This window comes from Nitrobacter sp. Nb-311A (assembly GCF_000152905.1).
GTDB lineage: Bacteria > Pseudomonadota > Alphaproteobacteria > Rhizobiales > Xanthobacteraceae > Nitrobacter.
This window is the reverse complement of the sequence record NZ_CH672424.1, coordinates 17,762-36,728: the sequence shown is the minus strand read 5'-3', so window position 1 is coordinate 36,728 and position 18,967 is coordinate 17,762. Positions and strand designations below refer to the sequence as shown.

The 18,967-nt window shown below is 57.8% G+C and carries 14 protein-coding genes and 3 pseudogenes; 8 read left to right on the top strand and 9 right to left on the bottom strand.

Going from position 1 to position 18,967, the window contains the following annotated elements; all coding sequences use genetic code 11:
* Positions 1-336: 336 nt before the first annotated feature.
* A complete protein-coding gene (locus NB311A_RS18870; protein ID WP_040676089.1) occupies positions 337-1,017 on the top strand; it encodes a recombinase family protein in 681 nt (226 codons plus the stop codon).
* 308 nt (positions 1,018-1,325) lie between these two features.
* Complete coding sequence (locus NB311A_RS22135; RefSeq protein ID WP_009800252.1) at positions 1,326-1,472, top strand: hypothetical protein; 147 nt, start codon at positions 1,326-1,328, stop codon at positions 1,470-1,472.
* Between the two features lie 233 nt (positions 1,473-1,705).
* Here the strand turns inward: NB311A_RS22135 and NB311A_RS18865 are convergent, their stop codons facing one another.
* Positions 1,706-2,197: a PRC-barrel domain-containing protein gene (locus tag NB311A_RS18865; RefSeq protein WP_009800251.1), complete on the bottom strand. Its 492-nt coding sequence runs from the start codon at positions 2,195-2,197 to the stop codon at positions 1,706-1,708.
* A gap of 1,580 nt (positions 2,198-3,777) precedes the next feature.
* Between NB311A_RS18865 and NB311A_RS22830 the strand changes: the two genes are divergently transcribed.
* Both NB311A_RS22830 and NB311A_RS18840 read left to right on the top strand, forming a co-directional pair.
* Positions 3,778-4,182: a four-helix bundle copper-binding protein gene (locus NB311A_RS22830; RefSeq protein WP_083780523.1), complete on the top strand. Its 405-nt coding sequence runs from the start codon at positions 3,778-3,780 to the stop codon at positions 4,180-4,182.
* 188 nt (positions 4,183-4,370) lie between these two features.
* Complete coding sequence (locus tag NB311A_RS18840; protein WP_245257039.1) at positions 4,371-5,057, top strand: hypothetical protein; 687 nt, start codon at positions 4,371-4,373, stop codon at positions 5,055-5,057.
* Positions 5,058-5,094: 37 nt separating this feature from the next.
* Here NB311A_RS18840 and NB311A_RS18835 read toward each other — a convergent pair whose 3' ends face one another.
* The 7 genes and pseudogenes from NB311A_RS18835 to NB311A_RS20920 form a co-directional block, all read right to left on the bottom strand.
* Positions 5,095-5,613: a 50S ribosomal protein L11 methyltransferase gene (locus tag NB311A_RS18835; protein WP_009800245.1), complete on the bottom strand. Its 519-nt coding sequence runs from the start codon at positions 5,611-5,613 to the stop codon at positions 5,095-5,097.
* A 400-nt stretch (positions 5,614-6,013) separates the two neighbouring features.
* Positions 6,014-7,846, bottom strand: a complete 1,833-nt coding sequence (locus tag NB311A_RS18830) for a glycoside hydrolase family 15 protein (protein WP_009800244.1) — start codon at positions 7,844-7,846, stop codon at positions 6,014-6,016.
* 17 nt (positions 7,847-7,863) lie between these two features.
* Positions 7,864-8,678, bottom strand: a pseudogene (locus tag NB311A_RS18825) (glucose 1-dehydrogenase).
* 351 nt (positions 8,679-9,029) lie between these two features.
* Positions 9,030-9,365, bottom strand: coding sequence for a hypothetical protein (locus tag NB311A_RS21645; RefSeq protein ID WP_131522942.1), 336 nt, complete (start codon positions 9,363-9,365; stop codon positions 9,030-9,032).
* Between the two features lie 199 nt (positions 9,366-9,564).
* Positions 9,565-10,968 carry a mechanosensitive ion channel family protein gene (locus NB311A_RS18820; RefSeq protein ID WP_165475281.1) on the bottom strand — a complete coding sequence of 468 codons (1,404 nt, stop codon included), beginning with the start codon at positions 10,966-10,968 and terminating at the stop codon, positions 9,565-9,567.
* Positions 10,969-11,282: 314 nt separating this feature from the next.
* Positions 11,283-11,855: a PRC-barrel domain-containing protein gene (locus tag NB311A_RS18815; RefSeq protein ID WP_009800241.1), complete on the bottom strand. Its 573-nt coding sequence runs from the start codon at positions 11,853-11,855 to the stop codon at positions 11,283-11,285.
* Positions 11,855-12,028, bottom strand: coding sequence for a DUF1328 domain-containing protein (locus NB311A_RS20920; RefSeq protein ID WP_009800240.1), 174 nt, complete (start codon positions 12,026-12,028; stop codon positions 11,855-11,857). The genes NB311A_RS18815 and NB311A_RS20920 overlap by 1 nt, the downstream gene beginning before the upstream one ends.
* A 456-nt stretch (positions 12,029-12,484) precedes the next feature.
* Here NB311A_RS20920 and NB311A_RS18805 point away from each other — a divergent pair, with 456 nt between their 5' ends.
* The 4 genes and pseudogenes from NB311A_RS18805 to NB311A_RS22825 form a co-directional block, all read left to right on the top strand.
* Positions 12,485-12,820 (top strand): DUF421 domain-containing protein, encoded by a 336-nt coding sequence (locus tag NB311A_RS18805; protein ID WP_009800238.1) that lies wholly within the window; start codon positions 12,485-12,487, stop codon positions 12,818-12,820.
* A gap of 512 nt (positions 12,821-13,332) precedes the next feature.
* A complete protein-coding gene (locus NB311A_RS18800; RefSeq protein ID WP_040676084.1) occupies positions 13,333-14,364 on the top strand; it encodes a sodium:calcium symporter in 1,032 nt (343 codons plus the stop codon).
* Positions 14,365-14,495: 131 nt separating this feature from the next.
* A pseudogene (locus NB311A_RS18795) lies at positions 14,496-16,442 on the top strand (NAD-dependent epimerase/dehydratase family protein); the annotation flags it as partial.
* A gap of 534 nt (positions 16,443-16,976) precedes the next feature.
* Positions 16,977-17,181 (top strand): annotated as a pseudogene (locus NB311A_RS22825) (IS3 family transposase); the annotation flags it as partial.
* A gap of 716 nt (positions 17,182-17,897) precedes the next feature.
* Here the strand turns inward: NB311A_RS22825 and NB311A_RS18790 are convergent.
* The coding region (locus NB311A_RS18790; protein ID WP_009800235.1) for an AI-2E family transporter at positions 17,898-18,967 on the bottom strand (1,070 nt) is incomplete at its 5' end.

The following is an 18,967-nucleotide window of genomic DNA, read 5'->3' as shown; positions in this document are numbered from 1 at the left end:
GCCTCTCACCGAGGTCGAGTTGGGGATGCGCATGCCGCTGTACGGCATGTAGAGGTCCACCGTTGCGTCTCGACGCGACCACGCCGGTCAGCGCGACGAACGGCCTTCTGTGGCCGCGCATCGGCCTCACCGCTTGCCATTAGCGGCTAATCACGGAGGGCAGAAGTCGCGTACGCAGCACCAGATTCGCGACACGTCGAGCATGCCGACATTTCCCTAAGAAACAGTTTGCTTCGCGATAAGCTCCTGCTGTGCTGCTGCAACAAGAAAACAGCAACATCATTGCTGTGAACTCCGCTACGACCACACGGCAAACGGTGGTATGCCGTGTGGTCAATGGGGCAGGTCATTGCATATCTTCGAGTTTCCACGCAGCGACAGCAACGCTCGGGGCTCGGCATAGAAGCCCAACGAGGGGCAATTGAGCGCTTTGCGGCTACTGAGGCCCTCGCGATCATCGGCGAATACACGGAGGCCGAAACGGGCAAGGGAGCCGACGCCCTCGACCGCAGGCCGCAGCTGGCTGCTGCATTGGCGGCGGCTCGAAAAGCAAAATGCTGCATCCTTGTTTCCAAGCTCGACCGGCTTTCCCGCGACGTGGCCTTCGTCTCAGGTCTCATGGCCCAGCGGGTGCCCTTCATGGTGGCCGAACTGGGGCGCGATGCCGATCCATTCATGCTGCATCTCTATGCGGCTCTGGCCGAGAAGGAACGCCGGCTGATAGCCGAGCGGACAAGGGCGGCCTTACACGTAAAGCGGGCTGCCGGTGCGAAGCTCGGCAATCGCACGAACTTGCGCAGCGCCGGCGAAACTGGCCGCGCAGTTCAAAGGCAGGCTGTCGATCGGTTTGTGCGGAGCGTGTTGCCAACTCTGGATGCCGTTCGTAATTCTGGTGCAGTGAGCCTGGCTGAAATTACCACCGCCTTGAATGAGCGCGGCGTGCGGTCGGCCTCTGGTGGCAGGTGGCACCGATCATCGGTGCGAAACCTTCTTATCCAAGCCCAATCCCGAGTGTGACTGCTTTTATAAGCGGGAATTTGCTTCTAGCCCGGCGCATCTCATATCAACATACCCGATTGTGGTTATGATGCCGCGTTGCTGTCGAAGCCTACTCCAGCCAGTTCAGTTCAACGACCCCAGCTTTAGGCGGCATAATGCATCGATGCGAACGTCGGGCGCTCCGGCGATATCGCGTACCAGACGCAGTTTCCTATTTACTGCTCTGTCAACGGCCTTCGCGTCGAGAGCGTGTTGTATGAGGCGAACGGCGGCGGCAACCAGATATCGCTCGTCTCCATCGGTTCGGTGCGCATGGGCGACAGGACATGCTACGCCCGCATCTGCTCTGCCACGGCAAGAAGGTGCTGGTGAAGCAGAACTACAAGCCCAAGCTGGCGAGTCCGTGCTCATGCGGTTCGCGCGCGGAGGCCATCGCCGGCGCGTTCCCAGCGCCTCCTCCCTCACCAGCCTGACCGGCATCCAGAGCTGGACCGAGCTGCGGACTGCGCTCGCATTCCTGGCCTCTCAGCGCTGATAGGCTTCATCACGGGAGGCATCATGGCGGGCGACAAGTTCCTGCGAGCAGCCCCCGACGCATAGGCCCTCGCCCGCGAGACGCGCCAAAGGCCCCGCCGAGGGGCCTTTGTCGTCGAGCGTGACTTTCGTGCGTCCTGGGACCTTACGCGGCGCCTGGTGACCTGCCGGGTCAGCCGGTGCTTCGCGTCAAAGGATTCTCCTCGCCTTCCTTCGTCGTTACGGTATCGATGTTGGCGTAATAAGAATCGAGCTCCGCGCGTTCCGCGGTCCAGTCGAACAGCTCGGAGCCCGAGCTGCCGAACACGCTCTTCGGATAGCCCTTCAGCCGGTTGCCGCTGATGTCGCTGCGGTAGCCGTCCAGCTCGGAGTCGAATCGGAGCAGCCGCCAAGGCACCGGGTAATGCTCGGCGCCCATGCCGAGAATGCCGCCGATGCTGAGCACGGCGTAAGCGGGCTCGCCGCTAGACTTATCGACCATGACGGATTCGATCGCGCCTACTTTCTTGTCCTCGGCACCGTAGACGGCTTTCCCGTTGTACTTGTCGCTGGAAACCAAGTTGCTGGAGGGGCGCGTGTTATCGGGAGCGGGCGGCGGGCTGTCGCCTGCCGGGTCCTGGTGCACGTCTTTGCCCACACTGGGTCGGGTTTCCGGATCGGTCATAAAGAACACTCCTTTAGGTTTCGAAACCAATCCGCCAATCAGACCATCGTTCCCAATTTGCGGCAGGGTCGGCGGCCGGAGGATGCATCCCTCGGAGAGGGGTGCGGAAGGGCGGCAGTGGGACCGACTGTGCGCACTAGTGCACTGAACTCGAGTCCGGCTGCTGCATTGTCAGCCATCGTCGCGCGGGCCCTTAGCATTCGTCGGTGATGAGAACGCCCGATTGCGCTCCCGGCTTCACACGGTGCACTAGGTGTGAATGGTGGTATCCTTCAAGTACTCATGACGCACAGAAGGCTCACTCACTCGCAATGGGGTGAGCCTTTTGTGTTAGCGGGACCGAACTGTTTATCGGTTTGTGCGGGGAGTGTTGCCGGCCTTGGACGCCGTTCGCAAATCTGGTGCCGTGAGCCTGGCCGAAATTGCCACCGGCCTGAATGAGCGTGGCGTCCGGTCAGTCCGGCGAAATCTCCTTATCCGAACGCAAGCCTGCGAACGTCATTTTATAACGGGAATTTGCTTCGAGGGAGGAAGCTGGCGATTTTCATGGCGCACTTGCACATCCTTCTTTTCAGTCTGGCGTGCCATCTGCTTAGGGAGAAGCCCGCATCGCTGCGGGCTTTTGTCTTACCAACGGTATCCTCCTCCGCCGAAGCCGAACGTTACGCTCGGGCCACCATAACCATATCCTCTGCCGCCGTAGTATGGCCCCCCGTAACCACCGCCATAATACTGCGGAGTGTAGCCGTAGCCTCTATATTGCGGGCGGTAATGACGATGGCCATAGTGACCATAGTGCCGGCCACGAGAGTGGCCGTAGTGCCGACCTCGGGAGTGGCCATAGTGCCGATTTTTCCTATAGTTGCCTGTTTTGCGGGAATGCGGCGTATCGTCTCTGCTTATGCCCCTGGCGGTGTTGGCTCCCTGCTCGCCGACAGTGGGTACGCCGCTTCGTGGGTGAGCACCACCGTCGACGTTGCCAGCGAACGAAGCGGAAGACGAGCCAAAAGCCAGCCCGATGACAAGGGCAGCCATTGCAAATGGGTTTTTCATCAGTAGTCGCTCCAATGTTGGTTTCGTATCTGAAATATAGCTCTCGAAACCACCTGTATTCCAGACAGGATGCCTATTTCAGCTCCGCGAAGCAGCTGCAACCCGGTCGCGTTGAGTCGCTCCGCGAAAAAACCAATCGAAACGCTCAAGGATCCGTTCCGCTCTTTCTTCGCTGCGACGGAACTCACGCTCAAAAGCTCTTGATCCGGTTTTTGTTGCTATACGAGCCGACTCGAACAGCAGGCGGAGCGCTCATCCGAGATCCTGGCAGCCTTAACCGCATCAGTGTTATCGGATAGGTGAGTGTTGGGTGTCCCAGAATGTCCTGCTTGTGCCTTTCACCCTTAATATTGCGACCAAGGTGACGAGGATGGGGGCGCCAATCATTGCACCAGTTGAGGAAACGAACGTTAGCGCCTCCAACCGAAGAAGATGCTCGATGTTCCGGAGCCCGCTAGCAGCAGGGAAACCTTTTCTTTGCGCGCCCATTGAAGAGGAGGGCGAAAGACCCAGAAAAGGAGATTTCCATGCAGGTGCAAGAAATTATCAACACCCACCCGCAAGTGCGCGGACAGACCAACGACGCGCTTATTCGTTGCATCGAGGAGTGCTACTCCTGCGCACAGACCTGCACGTCCTGCGCAGATGCCTGTCTTGCGGAAGACAACGTAAAATCGCTCACTCAGTGCATCCGACTGAACCTTGATTGCGCGGACGTCTGCAGCATCACGGGCAGGATTGCGACCCGTCGGACGGGTTTTGACGAGGAGATGATCCGCAGAATGCTTCATGCCTGCGCCGCAGCATGCCGGCTCTGCGCCGAGGAATGCGAAAAACATGCCGGGATGCACGAACATTGTCGGATTTGCGCCGATTCATGCCGCCGGTGCATGAGCGCTTGTGACGAGTCCGGCCGTGGCATGGCGCACTAAGTCGGGCTCGGCGCCGCGGAAGCGGCTCGCCAGGCTCTGCAAGCCAAGGCGGCCGCTTACAACTTGTCTATTTCCGATCGGGGCTCAACGACCATTGGAGGCGATTTCCGATCTCCAATGCCGGCACGCCGGAACGATTCAGCGCTTCCGCGTTTTCTTTTGGGGGTTCGGGACTGAAGGGCATAAATTTGGCGGCAAACGAGAGAAACTTCGGCGGCGACCATGCTGCCAAAAGCGATCGTGTCGCTGCGTCGGCGGATGCAGCGGATGCGACATCCACAGATGCCATTAGCAAACCTACAGCTATTGTGGATCCCGAGGACTGGCCTACGTCGGGAAAAACCGAAGCCAGCCCCGAGACTGACCAAGTTCAGGGCCATGTGTTACTTCGCTGGCTGCGCCACGATACGCCCTATATTTCGATGCTATTGTTAGTGCTAGCGGGCGTGGTTTTTCGGCTGCCTGTAATTTACTGGGTTACCCTAACACCGGTGTTTGCCGCCATGTCGATTGTATCTGGATGGAACAATTTTGTGACTTCGCGCGAGCGTCTGGATCTCGTATTCAGGCTTACATTGGATTGGTGCGCGGTCTTGCTCTCCATCTTTTTAATGTTTAACGCCGGGGTTCAAGGCGTCTTCAATGTCAATGCAACAGATCTCTCGATGATGACGCTTCTGGCATTGGGAACTTTCGTCGCAGGGGTGCAGGCCAGAGCTTGGCAAATCTCAGCTGTCGGGGGAGCCTTGTTCGTAGCTACCCCGAGCCTTGCCTGGCTGCAGCAGTCGCGCGTGTTTATTACGGGAGCCGTGATTGTGATCATCGCCCTCAGCGGTCTCATTTGGTGGATTAGCCAACGACAAGTACGCAAATGATGGTGGCGGCCCCAGCATTTTAAGACCAGCGGGAGTATTACTTGCATAAGTGGAAGATCATAAACGTTTCAACACCAATGGATTTGTTGGCAACCTGCTGCCATGAAAATCCGACGTTTGTGGCCCACTCTTTAAACAAGGCTACATTTGTATCTGACGAAAGAAGTATCAGCATCTCCCCACGGGATTTAAGATGACTGTAGGATTGCCCGAAGAGTCCTTCCAGGTGTCGATAGCCATCACCCGCATGCCATGCTCGGTCGATCATGTCTTTTGGCTCACCTGCAAATGAAGGAGGGCTGCTGATGATCACATCGAAGCACTCATCGATTTCAACGGCGCTCAAAAGATCGGAGAGGCGCGCTTCTACGATGTGAGACATTTGGTTTTGCGTCGCGTTGGTCGCTGCGGCTGCTACAGCGGCCGGGTTGATATCAAGTGCGACAACTTTACTTGCGCCCGCGCATGCCGCCGATAACGCAAGTATGCCAGAACCTGTACCAATCTCGCCTACCGTGAGGGCCGCGGAAGCTTTGACAGCGTACGTAGTTCGCAAACATTCGACTGGTGACGAAGATGCCCGGATGAAATACCGCTGGAGGTATGGTTAAGCGAAGATCTCCGATCGTCACATTCCGGGTTCGCTTGGAAGACAGAATGAAGTTATATGATGCCCGATGCACAAATTTTCGAAACATGCGTCGACCGAAGCCATGGGTATCACCTCTGATAGCTGAGTTCGACATGCTTTCTCCAAACGTTTTAAAGATCATCTTTACTGCGGTCGCTTCACTGACGCGGCTCGGAGTGCACGAGTGGGGTTAGCGTCAATATCTTACCTGTTCACGAAACAGACTCGGCACCCAGTTCGGCGCTCTTTCGATGGCAGGGCTGAGCATCCCAATCGTCAATTTTGTATCGGGGCCGATAGTCAAATCGGTTCAGCTAGAAATCGCTCACCGCGCTCGGCCATCTGTCGGGGCGACTCTCTTGGAGCGCTGCTGCGCCGGGCCGCTCGCATCGATCAGGTTGAAGGCCGTATTGATGAGCCCGATATGTGAGAAGCCTTGCGGAAAGTTGCCCACGAGCCGCTTTCGAACGGGATCGTATTCTTCTGCGAGCAGCCCGAGGTCGTTACGCAGGGCCAGAAGGCTCTCGAAGAGTTTTGACGCGTCATCGATCCGTCCAAGCATCACATAGGCGTCGGCCAGCCAAAAGCTGCAGGCGAGGAACGCGCCTTCTTCGCCGCCGACTCCATCATCGACCTGATCTGTCGAATATCGCAGCACGAACCCATTGCAGACCAGTTCCTGCTCGATGGCCCTGATCGTGCCGATTACGCGCGGGTCGTCGGCAGGGAGGAAACCAACCTGTGGGATGAGCAGGAGGCTCGCATCCAAAGCCTTGCCGCCATAGTGCTGCGTAAAGCTATTGCGATGGGGATCAAAGCCGTTTTCGCAAATATCAGCGTGAATCATGTCGCGAAGCTCCCGCCAGCGATCAACCGGGCCATCCAAACCGAAATGCTCGGCGGACTTGATAGCGCGGTCGAAGGCGACCCAGCACATCAGCCGGGAATGGGTGAAGGCTCGCGGTTCTCCCCGTACTTCCCATATGCCGTTGTCCGGCTTTCGCCAGATCGTCTCAAGATGGTCGAGAAGGACGCTTTGCAAGCGCCAGGCTTCGGCCAGCGGCGCCAGTTCAGCTTCCCGCGCAGCATGCAACGTTTCGATCAGTTCGCCATAGACGTCGAGCTGTATCTGGCCGACTGCTTCGTTGCCGATCCTGACCGGGGAACTCTCCTCATAGCCCGGCAGCCAGGGAACCTCATTCTCTGGCAGCCAGCGTTCGCCAGCGATGCCATACATGATATGGAGCTGCTCAGGACGCCCGGCAGCAGCGCGCAATAACCATTGCCGCCAGGCCTCAGCCTCCTCACGATAACCCGCGTTCAATAGCGCGTACAAAGTGAGCGCCGAATCCCGCAGCCAGCAATAGCGATAATCCCAGTTGCGGCTGCCGCCGATCGCTTCTGGAAGCGACGTCGTGGGCGCAGCCACGATGCCCCCAGTCGGTCCGAAAGTCAGCAATTTAAGTGTGATGAGGGAGCGGATGACCGCATCGCGCCATACGTGATGCTTGATGTCAAAGAGACATCGTTTCGACCATTCTTGCCACCACGAAATCGTACGGTCCATGGTCTCAGAACTATCCGGAACGAAGTGCGGCATCTTGTGGGAGCGATGATAGGAGAGCGTGAAAGGCACCTCCTCGTTTTCCCGAATCGTGAAACGAGCCGTCGTTGTCATGTTCCGGCCCACCAGGGCAACGGCGGTGTGCAATTCGACCGCGTCGGGGCCGGCGACGGCGCTTAGGCCGTAATCGCGGCGTCGTACCCAGGGAACGACCTGCCCGTAGTTAAAACGAAGGATCAGCTCCATGCTCATCGCGACCTCGCCCGATATGCCACGCACGATGCGCACGACGTCGACTTTCTCTTCATCATGAGTAAGAGGCATGAAGTCAGTAAGCGTGCAGCACCCTGTCGCAGTCTCGAAGCGACTCTCAAGCACCGCGGTTCCGGGGACGTAGCGCCGGCTGATGCGGCAGGCGGGATCCTCAGGCGTCAAAAGCCAACGGCCATGCTCGGGGTTGCCCAGAAGGGCAGCAAAGCACGCAGCGGAGTCGAAGCGCGGCAAGCAAAGCCAATCAATTGACCCGTCGCGGCTCACGAGCGCTGCGGAAATCATGTTCCCGATGATGCCATAGTCCTCGATAGGCTTCGACATGCCCGATCTTCCCTTTCTCAGCCTTGGCCGCGGAACGCGGGATAGAGCGTCATGCCACCATCAATAATGAGTGCCCTACCCGTGACGTAGTCGGACGCGTCGGACGCAAGCCAGACGATGGCCCGGCCGACGTCTCAGGCTCACCGATGCGCCCATAAGGAATGAGTTTCGGTAGTTGGGCCATTTTCTCATCGCTCGTCCAAGCCTCGTGATTGATCGGCGTTCGGATTGCGCCGGGCGCTACCGAGTTCACCCGTATCTTCATCGGTGCCAGCTCTTGGGCGAGCGATCGCATAAGGAGAGAGACGCCCCCTTTCGAGGCTGCATAGTTTGTCTGAAAGGCCCAGGGAATAATCGCGTGTACCGAACTCACGAAGATGATCGTGCCGATGGCGCCGGAAGTCCGCTCGCTGCTCTTATGGTTCAGGAATGCGCGCGCCGCCTCACGCGAGCATAAGAACTGGCCGGTCAGGTTGACATCGATGACCGCCTGCCAATTAGCAAGTGTCATGTCCTGAACTGGTGCAGGCCGCTCAATACCGGCATTGTTGATCAGGATGTCGAGCTTGCCGAACCGATTGAGCGTCTCGGCGAACATGGCTTCAACCTGATCTTCGCTGCTGATGTCCGCAGCGATCGCGATGGCGCGCCCGCCGGCATCACCGATCTCTTGGACGAGGGATTCAGCGTCAATGCGAGAGTCCTCCGACGGGAAATGGTTTACGATGACCGTTGCGCCCGCCGCCGCGAGTGCTATCGCGGTGGCCCGCCCGATGCCGGACGACGCGCCGGTGACGATAGCCACTCGTTGCCCAAGGGTATTCGAATTCATCGCAGTCTGTGATCCGTAGCGGTTTCCGATGGAGCTTCGGCGAGATTTCGGCCTCCTGCGTCGACGGTTTGCGGTAGACGGAACGACCGCAGTGCCTGTGCAAGAGCAAGAAGCCTCTCTGAATTCGCCCGTCGCGTAACCTCCGGGTGGCATCAACGCGACGCTCCCATGCACCCAGCCGCCCGAGGTGCTGGCCATGCTAAACCTCGAGTTCCACGATCAGACTTGGATACTGTGATCCGGGCGCGGGACTGTATCGACCAAGTCGGTAACCACGTTCCGACTAACAGACGGCAAAACTCGAACGGAGCAGTAGAAGCAGAAAGTGACTGTCCGCCCGATTTACACCTTTCAACGCGATCCGTTTTGGGAGCTCGTAGACGGGCTGTTATCCGAAGAAGAACCCGTGGAGTGGATTGCCTCAGAAACCGCTTGGCCATGTGGTCCAAACGTCATAAGCACCTCGTCGCCGTCTTGTGACTTCGCCTGAACCACAAAGGTTTTTGCGAGAAACTTGATATCGGAGAAGCCTGCCTGTTCTAACTGATGCTTGATCTTATGAGCGGCTGTTTTCCGTGAATTAACTTCGGCACTGGTACTCTTTTCTTGAGGACTTGGCGAGGATTGGGCCAGCACCGGCGATATGGACATTGTCGCGAATGCAACTGCCGCAAGGGTGGTTTTCATCGTGTTTTCCTTCAGTAAGATTTGTTTTAATGGAGCACTGGCACAACGTGGGGACGAAAGACCAATCAAAGAGCCCACGTATGGTTCCGAAAGAAAGCCGATTTTAGCGAAACAAAAAGGCGTGACGTGCGGCGGCCGCATTCGCGGGATCATGCGCTCGTGGCGCGAACGGACAATACTACCGGTCGAACTTTCGAGCTTAATTCTTCAAGAGATTTACGTTGGTTTCCCGGGCAATCTTTTCGGACTGCTCGCGAATGTCCTTTGTTTCACTGGACAAGTCGCCTTCGCCCTCGGTGGCGTTCCTGGCATCATCTCCCCGCAGCGCTTCTCCGTGCATGATGGAATCAGAATGAGATCGTACCCCCCCTTCTATGCTGCTTTTAGGGAACGTGACGGGTACGCTTCTTGGAAAGACAACTTCTCGAGCAGGATCAGGAAGGACGATCCCGCCTTCATTCAGTATGTTCTTCGTTTGTCGTAGGAGCGCCGAAGTAATTTTCTCGGGGGCATGGGTGGCGCTATCGAACCAATAGGTGATGCGGATATTGACAGTCGCGGCACCGAGCTCCTCCACCAGCACAAGCGGCTCGGGAGCATCTAACACAGCGGGATGCTCATGTAGAACTTGAGAAACTAGCTTCTGAGCTTGAGCTGCCGACGACTCATAGCCGATGCCAATGGTGAAGGTCGCACGACGAGTCGGATTGCTACTGAAGTTTTCGATGGTGTTTTTGTACACGATTGCATTTGGAATCTGCACGTGACTTCCATTAAGCGTGAGCAGGATGGTTGTTCGTGTATTCAGGTTTTGAACAATTCCCGCGTGTCCGGCGACTTCAACGAGGTCGCCGCTTCGGAAGGGGTTTCGGATGCTGAGCAGGAGGCTGGCAAGGAAGTTTTCAGCGATGTCGCGGAAGGCGAATCCAATTATTATACCGATAAGGCCCGTTCCTCCCAGAACAGTAAGAGCCAACCGTGTGAGTCCCGCCACCTGAAGAATAAAGTAGACGCCGACAAGAAATACTGGGACGGAGAAAGCTCGCGCCATTACCGTGAGCAAAAGTGGCGAGGTAACACGGCGAGAGAGGAAGTGACGCGCAAGCAGCGCTACCAACTTGGCGAGAAGCCACGCGATGGCTATTATGCAGATTGAGAGAACAATGAGCGGCCATGATTGAACGACTTGCTGGTAAAGTCCTCTGAATTCTGCGTTTGCTTTTTTAAACGTCGCGCCTACATCGGTTTGGACTTTGAGCCGATTGACTACCGCTACGACATCCTGCGTCTTTTCAGCAAGGTCCCCCGCCCAGTTCTTATGTTCTTGCGTATTTGTAGTTCCATCCAAGGACACAACACCGTCTCGCACGGATACCTGTGGCGCTTCGAACCACCCCGTTGACTTGAGGATGCCTTCGAGACGCCGGGAAATGTCACGATCATTCGCCGCCGGTGCGACGTTAACGGGTGTTTTCGGCGTAACCGTCGGCTCTATTGCTGGTGATTCTGCCGATGGCGAGAAAGGCGTCTGCGATTGCGCAAGTGTGTCGGTGCTGAGCAGAACGAAAACCAGAATGGCGGACGTTGCAAGAGGTTTAGCCATGAACCACATCCGCTAAGGCTCGCTTTATTGAGGCTAAGCGTTGAAACTAAGGGAAGGTCGGTGCCGTACTGCGCTTGTGCAGTAGGTCAGCAGCGGCGCACAGGCCCCTCGTCCACTCGTGGACAAATTGAAAAAGTTCTGAAGACTATCGGGCGCGTTGTAGTAGTCGCGGCACCCGAAGACGTATGCCTCAGTTAGTTGAGGCTCTACGCCTTCGAGTGCCGAAAAGTTCCGCTTGCATCAGAATCGCAGCGACAATGCTGGCCGAGGCTGCGCTGCGCGGGACATATCAAATCCTGTCGATCGAGAGCCCGTCAGCTTTTGTTCTTGCTGTATTTGAATTTGGGCGCGTCTTTCAGGTTATCTTTGGACGTGTTGACAAAAGCCTTCCAGGTGTCGTCCCTTCGATTCAACACGACAGTCGACGGATCAAGAACAACATATCTCTCTCCCATGCCGAGGAAGCCACCCACACTGACAACGACCCCTGTAATCGTTTTGCCGTTCTCAATAGCCAGATCCACGATCTCTCCGACAGACTCGTTCTGGTTGTTATAAACGTTCGTGCCGACTATTTTTGAACTCATCAAGTCGGCCGATTTTACGGTGACGAACTTAAGCGCAACAGTAGCCTTGTCGGCGACTCGCAAGCCGCTCTGAGACGCACCCGTCGCCGCTCCCGCGTCGGACGCCGGCGTCGTAGCGGGGGCCGGCGTCTGAGCATTCGCAAGCGGTGAAACTGCTGAAAACGCTGCGGCAGTTAGTAAGATGATATGAGTTTTCATACGAGGCCCTTTTCTGTTTGGGCGGAAGAGGGCTAGAGTCTTCCGCCACTCCTGAACGAAGGAAGAAGAGGTAATGGTTTTAAGGAAGTCTGGCAGCATCATTAAAAAAGCGCTTCACCGGCGAGAATTCCCATAACCAGAAGGGCTACGAATATCGCCACCGCCGCAAAGAATAACCACCTTGCAATTGTAGCGGCACCAGCAGATACGCCAGAAAAGCCAAAGAAGCCGGCAACCAACGAAATGACGAAGAACACTAGTGCCCATTTCAACATCGCGCTTCCCTCTCTGTGCTAAACAAGTCGCCCATCGCTATTCCGTTCCATAGCGTGGTGGATGACCGGGATCCGAGGCATCCCCGTTTCAAAGGGACGTGAGCGGGCGGGAGCGTGATGAACAAAATTCATCGCGGCGAGATCGCGAGCGTGGCTATCTCCAGACGGAACGATCCGGGTACCCGCAATGAGGTGATTGAGCGCGCCGTCCGGCTACTGGAGCCGCATTGAGGATTGTGGGTGCCTACGATCGCGGCCGGCGACAGTTCGCGCCATCCCGCAGAAGCTCAATTTTTGCTGGAGATCCAGATCTTGCTTCATAAGACATTTCTGCGCCCTGTTAGCAACTCGCGCGGCCGCGCAGGTATTGGTCCCGTGTTGGCGCAAAAACCTGGTTCACCCAGGGCCCGAGATCAATGCGCTCACTAGCGATTCACCGAAAGGACCAAAGGCACGATGAACTTGGAAGGCATGTTTTTTCAGAGCTGGTCAGGAATTGTGCGGACGGTGCTTGTCGGATCGCTCGCTTACGCAACCCTTGTCGTGTTCTTGCGAATATCCGGAAAACGGACCCTTGCCAAACTCAACGCATTCGACCTTGTGGTGACTGTTGCGCTTGGCTCGATATTATCGGCCATTATTCTCCAAGAAACCATATCCCTGGCCGAAGGTGCTACCGCCCTAGCGCTGCTCATTTTTCTACAGTTTGTTGTCACGTTCTGGTCCGTACGATCGGCGCGGTTCGCAAATGCGATCCGCTCCGAGCCGGCTCTGCTCGCGCGCAAGGGATAGTTCTGCAGCGATGCTATGAAGCGCGAGCGTATCACCGAGGATGAAGCGCTGAGCGCTGTCCGGGCAGCTGGTGGCAAGGATATTACTCAAGTCGAGTCGCTCATTTTGGAAAAGCGATGGCACGCTGAGCGTAGTGCTTCGCGCCTAAGCAGCCTGAACAGCTGGGTCCATCGCTCGGCTTCCGGCGGACCAAATCGGGCAATCTGTTGGATGGAGCCGCCTGTTCAGGAGGATTGGCAGACTTACCCACCCGATCGGCAGGTCTTGTGTATTCATCGATAAGTGCGCTTTCCGACCAAGCGAGCAATTGCGCTATCTATCGTCGGTCAACGTCCTCGCCAAGGAACGTAACAGCTTCACAATCGTCTTCCCATTCAAATGACAAATATGGCCGACTAGCTGATACGACGAGGGGACGAACTCTCCGGCGACAAGACTGTGTGACCCGTTCGCATCGGCCGCACGGGATTCATCAGGTTCAACGCATCTGCGCTAAATCCCGGGATACGAATTTGCCAAACCTAAGCGAGCACTCGTTACCTGTCTTGTTCCTGATTCTTGCGATCGCCGGTTCGATCGTCTGGTACGCAGGAACCAGGATCACCTGCTATGTGGATGCCATCGCGCGCCGCTCGCACATCGGCGAGGCTTTCGCCGGGATGCTCCTTCTTGGAGGTGTGACCTCACTGCCGGAAGTGGCGACGGCCGGGGCCGCCGCGGCTAATGGCAACGCCTTGCTGACGGTCAACGATCTCCTCGGCAGCGCCTCCATGAATCTCGTGCTACTGGCGATCGGCGACCTGCTTTATGGCAAGAATGCGTTGACCTGCGTAGCGGGCCGACCTCAGACGCTGATGCAGGGCACGCTGGGAATGATCCTGCTGGCAGCGGTAGGGTTTGCCATTACGGTGACAGACATCGTCATCCCCGTAGTCGGGACTGGCGTGACAACAGTGATTCTCGCTGCAGCATGCGTTCAAGCGCTGCGAATATCCCGGCGTTTCGAACGAAACACGACATGGCAAGTGATCGACCCTCCCGATGTCGAGGCGGCTGAGTCCGCGGATGTCGAGCTGAGCAATGGCAGGCTTGCAGTTCTTACGACGGCAGCAGCCATGGCGATCCTGAGCGGAGGAGCAACGCTGGCGATGACCGGTGACGCGATTGCCGACAAGACCGGCCTCGGCAGTTCAATCATCGGCTTCACTCTGATCGCTTTCTCGACCTCGCTGCCCGAACTCAGCTCCGTGCTGAAGGCACTAAAAATGCGCCGTTATCAGTTGGCAATCGGTGACATCTTCGGCACCAATCTGTTCAACATACTGATCCTCTTCCTCGGAGATCTGCTCTATCGCGAGGGCGCGTTGCTCAACCAGGCGGGGAGCTTTGAAATCGCCGCGTGCTGTCTAGCCGCCGTGCTCACCGGTATATTCCTGGTCGGTCTCCTCGAGCGCCGGAACCGAACGATCGGTCGGATGGGCACTGATAGCGCGATGGTGGTTGTCATCTATCTCGGCGGCCTTGCGGGTCTATCGCTACTTTAGCATGGCCGACTGACTGAAATCGGTCGCTTTGGAAACATCAGTGGCTAGGGCAGTTACTCTTCGATGCGGGGAGAAGGTTCTCCGTTCCAGAGGCTGTCCACACAGCCCTCACAAGTTGCCGCCATTTGGGGATGTCGATGGCCGACAAGCCTATAGTTTTAATCACAGGCGCCGCGGGGAACATCGGCGGCTCGCTGGCGCAAGCTCTGCAGCAGCACTACACGGTGATAGGCCTCGATGTGGCAAGCGGCGACACCGATTATCCCATCATCGAGGTAGACCTCACTGACGAGAAGAACGTAGCTGAGGCCCTTGCACGCTTCGGTTCCGAGCACGGGCATCACATCAGTAGCGTCGTCCACTTGGCGGCCTTCTTTGACTTCAGCGGCGAGGACAAGCCGCAATACAAGACAGTCAATGTCGATGGCAGCCGCAATCTTATCCGCGCCCTGCAAGCGTTCGAAGTCGAACAGTTCGTTTATTCGGGAACGATGCTGGTTCATGAGCCCGGCCGGCCAGGCGAGCGTATCGATGAAGACCGTCCCATTGCGCCCGGTTGGGCATATCCGAAGTCCAAGGCCGAGGCCGAGCAGGCGATCAGGGAGGAACGCGGCGATATCCCCGTTGTGTTCCTGCATCTCGCCGGCCTCTATGACGAACGCACATCGGTTCCAACCTTAGCGAATCAAATAGCTCGCATCTATGAGCGGGATTTCCAGAGCCATCTCTACTCCGGCGATACCGCCGCGGGGCAATCGATGGTCCACCGCGAAGACATGATCGACGCTTTTGTCCGCGCGATCGACCGGCGCGGCGAGTTACCACAAGAAGCCGTCCTCCTGATCGGTGAGCCCGAAGCGATCGGCTACGACGATCTGCAGGATCGGCTCGGCTGCCTTATCCATGGCGAGGATGAGTGGGCCACACTGCGCGTGCCTTCGGCAGTGGCCGGGATCGGTGCCTGGGTGCAGGACAAGGCCGAGCCGGTCGTTCCCGATGCGATCGATCAGGGCGAGCGGCCGTTCATTCAGCCGTTCATGACGCGCATGGCGAGCGATCATTACGCGCTGAATATCCGGCGTGCACGCGAGCTTCTCGAGTGGAAACCAAGACACCGCCTCGCAGAAGAGTTGCCCGCCATCGTGGCCGCGCTAAAGCAGGATCCGGCCGCGTGGTACAAGGCCAATCGCATTGCCCCACCGGCCTTTGTCACGGAAGCCGAAGCAGTCGGCGAAAATCCTGAGGAACTGCGCGCCCGCCATGAACAATGGCGGCGGTCCGCGCATGGCGACACGCGATGGGCGCATTTCGTCAACATTGCGCTGGGGTGCTGGATCCTGGTTCAACCCGTGATCGTCGAGGTCGAGGAAACGGCCCTCTTCTGGTCCGAGGTTTTTCTGGGCGCAGCGTTGATCTTCTTCGCAACTCTATCGCTGTCCTGGCGCTTGGCTTGGGCGCGCTGGGCGTCGGCGGCGGTAGCGGCCGGCATCATGGCGGTCCCCTTTCTATTCTGGACTGGTAATCCGGCTGCATTCTTATCCGATACGCTCGTCGGCGCCTTCGCCTTTGGCCTCGCCGTCGGCACACGACCGGAGCCGGGAACATCGGTCGTTGCGGCGATGACCGGCCCGGAGATTCCGCCGGGATGGAGCTACAATCCTTCGGCCTGGACGCAGCGATTGCCGATTATTTTTCTGGCGCTGATCGGAGTGCTCATTGCCCGTTACCTAAGCGCATATCAGCTGGGCCAGATCGACAGCGTATGGGAACCGTTTTTCCCCGGGCTGCCGGACGATCCTGCGAAAAATGGCACTGAGGCGGTGATCACTTCGTCTGTCTCCGAAGCTTTCCCGATCCCGGACGCCGCGCTCGGCGGCTATACCTATGCGCTGGAAATCGTAACGGGAATCGTCGGCTCACGGGCGCGCTGGCGCACTATGCCGTGGCTCGTGTTCCTATTCGGCCTCATGATCGCGCCGCTAGGGATCGTCTCAATTCTGTTCGTCATCATCCAGCCGATCGTCATCGGCACCTGGGCGACGCTGACGCTTATCGGCGCCGCGGCCATGCTCATCCAGATCCCATACTCGCTCGACGAGTTGCTCGCTACGATCCAGTTCCTGCGGCGGCGAGCGAAGGCCGGGCGGCCGTGGCTCCGAGTGTTTTTGTTTGGGGATACCGACCAGGGCCAGCGCGGAGAACGCACTGATGAGTTCGAGCGCGCTCCCGGCGCGGTGCTCCGCGACATGTTGGCGGGCGGAGTCAACCTACCGTGGAATCTGGCTCTGGCTGCAGTGCTGGCAGCGTCCCTCTTGTTCACGCGGCTAACCTTTGGCGCGGAAGGAGCGATGGCCGATGCCGATCATCTCATCGGATTCCTCGCGCTGACAATTATCTCGCTTGCCGCGGCGGAAGTGGCGCGGCCGCTACGCTATGGCCTCATTCCGCTGGGTGCAGTGCTATTGATCACGCCTTTCCTGCTCGAGGCCGGAGCAACTCATCGCATTGGAAGCATTGTTATTGGTCTCATGCTGATTGCACTGAGCTTCCGGCGTGGCGCGATCCGCGAACGATATGGAACGTGGGATCGCTACATTGTTTCCGCCGAAGGAGGCACGAGGCGACTGGCCGGAGACACGGCCCGCGCGGCCACCGGCGACGAGGTGATGATACTTCGGAAGGAGACCCGCGACCTAAAGGAAGTCGTCGCCAAGCAGGCGCTGGAACTCCGGCTGCTGAAGAAAAGAATGATCGCGGGTCGGGGAACGACGGATGAGATACCCCGTCTCCGAGAAGCTGGAGATCATGCGCTTCGTCAATCCTCCTCGATGACGCCTCGCGCTAGATCATCGCCTGAAGACGATCATTAGTTTGAGGAGGTCACCGGTATGCTCTGCCTGGCGCTCGCGGCATCGGGCTGGGATATCGCCAGGTCACGAGCAGCGGCCGCGACCGCTTTCTCGACAGGCCGTGTTACGGGGCCGGCGTCCTGGCTCATTGGCTCCCGGATCAACACCCGCGGGTCATTTTGCCATCCACAACCAATGGCAGATCGAGCGCTAGGTTGTCTTTTGATGTGATGCATTTGCTTCACGCGAACCGGATTCCACTTCACTCCAAAATGCTATAGCCCCAAACGCTGAAGAACCGCATCCGTCTCAAAAACTACTTCCTCCCGGATGATCTCGAAGCCAAGATCGCCGCCTTCGTCGAGCACACAATCATCGGCGCTATCAGAGGGCCTCGACAATCTGACGACGGCTGACGTCCACTTCCATCCTTTTGCAACGAGAAGGGATCAAGCAAACCATCGAACAGCGACGCTTGCAGCATCACAGGGCCGCTGCCTAAGCCGCCAGCTTAAAATGACTAACAGATGGGCCTGAACCTTCGCTAGGTCAGCCCGCCAAGTGTGTCAAAATCTCTGACCACGGGCATGAGGTCCGGGTCGTGTATGTCTTGGACGCCGGCTGCGCATTTTTCTCGTTAAAAGAGGCTGCAGGTGAAATAAGCCCGCCGCTGGCGCTAAATCCTCATGTCTCCCCTGGGATCGTTGTCTTCTCACCAAGCGTTTCACGAATCCACAGCTTCTGTACCAGCACCATGATCGCGACCGTGAGCGGAACTGCCAAGATCACGCCTGCGATTCCCCCAAGCAGGCCGAAAACTGCAATCCCCAGCAACATGACTGCAGGAGGAATATCGACTGCGCGCCGCTGGACCATAGGTGTAATGAGGTTACCCTCAAACTGCTGAATGGCAAGCACGGCAACCATCGTCCAGAGCACGGTGCCGAAATCCTGCGTGACGGCGAACAGCAATGCCGGTATGGCGCCGACAAGGGGACCGATCATCGGAACGAAATTGGTCGCCCCGGCGACGAGTGCGAGGCCAAGCGGCGATGGCAGTCCGATCCACCAGAATGCGACCCCGGAGAGCACACCAACCAGAACCATCGAGACCAACTGACCGAGAAACCAGAGGCGCAAGGCGGAGGCGGTGACGTCCAGAGCATCTCCGACCCGCTCGTGCTGCTCGGGAGGAAAGAGCTTGATCATGCCCGCGCGGTACAGCCGCGGGTCGGTGGCCAGGTAGACCGCGATCACAATGATCAGGACGAGGTCCGTCGCCACACCTATCGCGGTGTAGCCGAGATTAGCAACCCTCGACAATAGCTGACCGCCACCTTCACCCGAGACCGCTTCCTTGATCTGTTCGAACGCATTGTGAATCCCAAGCCGCTCACCGCCCGCTTCGATTGCATCGGGAAGACGTGCGAAGACGTCTGAAATCTGGCCGGCAAGCTGCGTTCCGAAGAGGCTCAGGATGGCCACTATGACGGCAGCCACGGTCAAGCTGCTTGCGGTCAAAGCCCACCCGCGCGACGTCGACGTGAGCTTCGCGAGCAATGCGGCAAGCCCAGACAGAAGGACCGCAATTAAGACCGCGGCGAAGAATATGAAGAACAGCGCGGCGATCTTCCAACCAAGGTAGGCGACCACCACCGTTGCCAGGACCACCAGCACGCGGCGGAAGAAGACCCAATCGGACATCGCTTCGGATTGCACGGACCCATCTTTTTGTTGGACGATCCGGCTGGGGA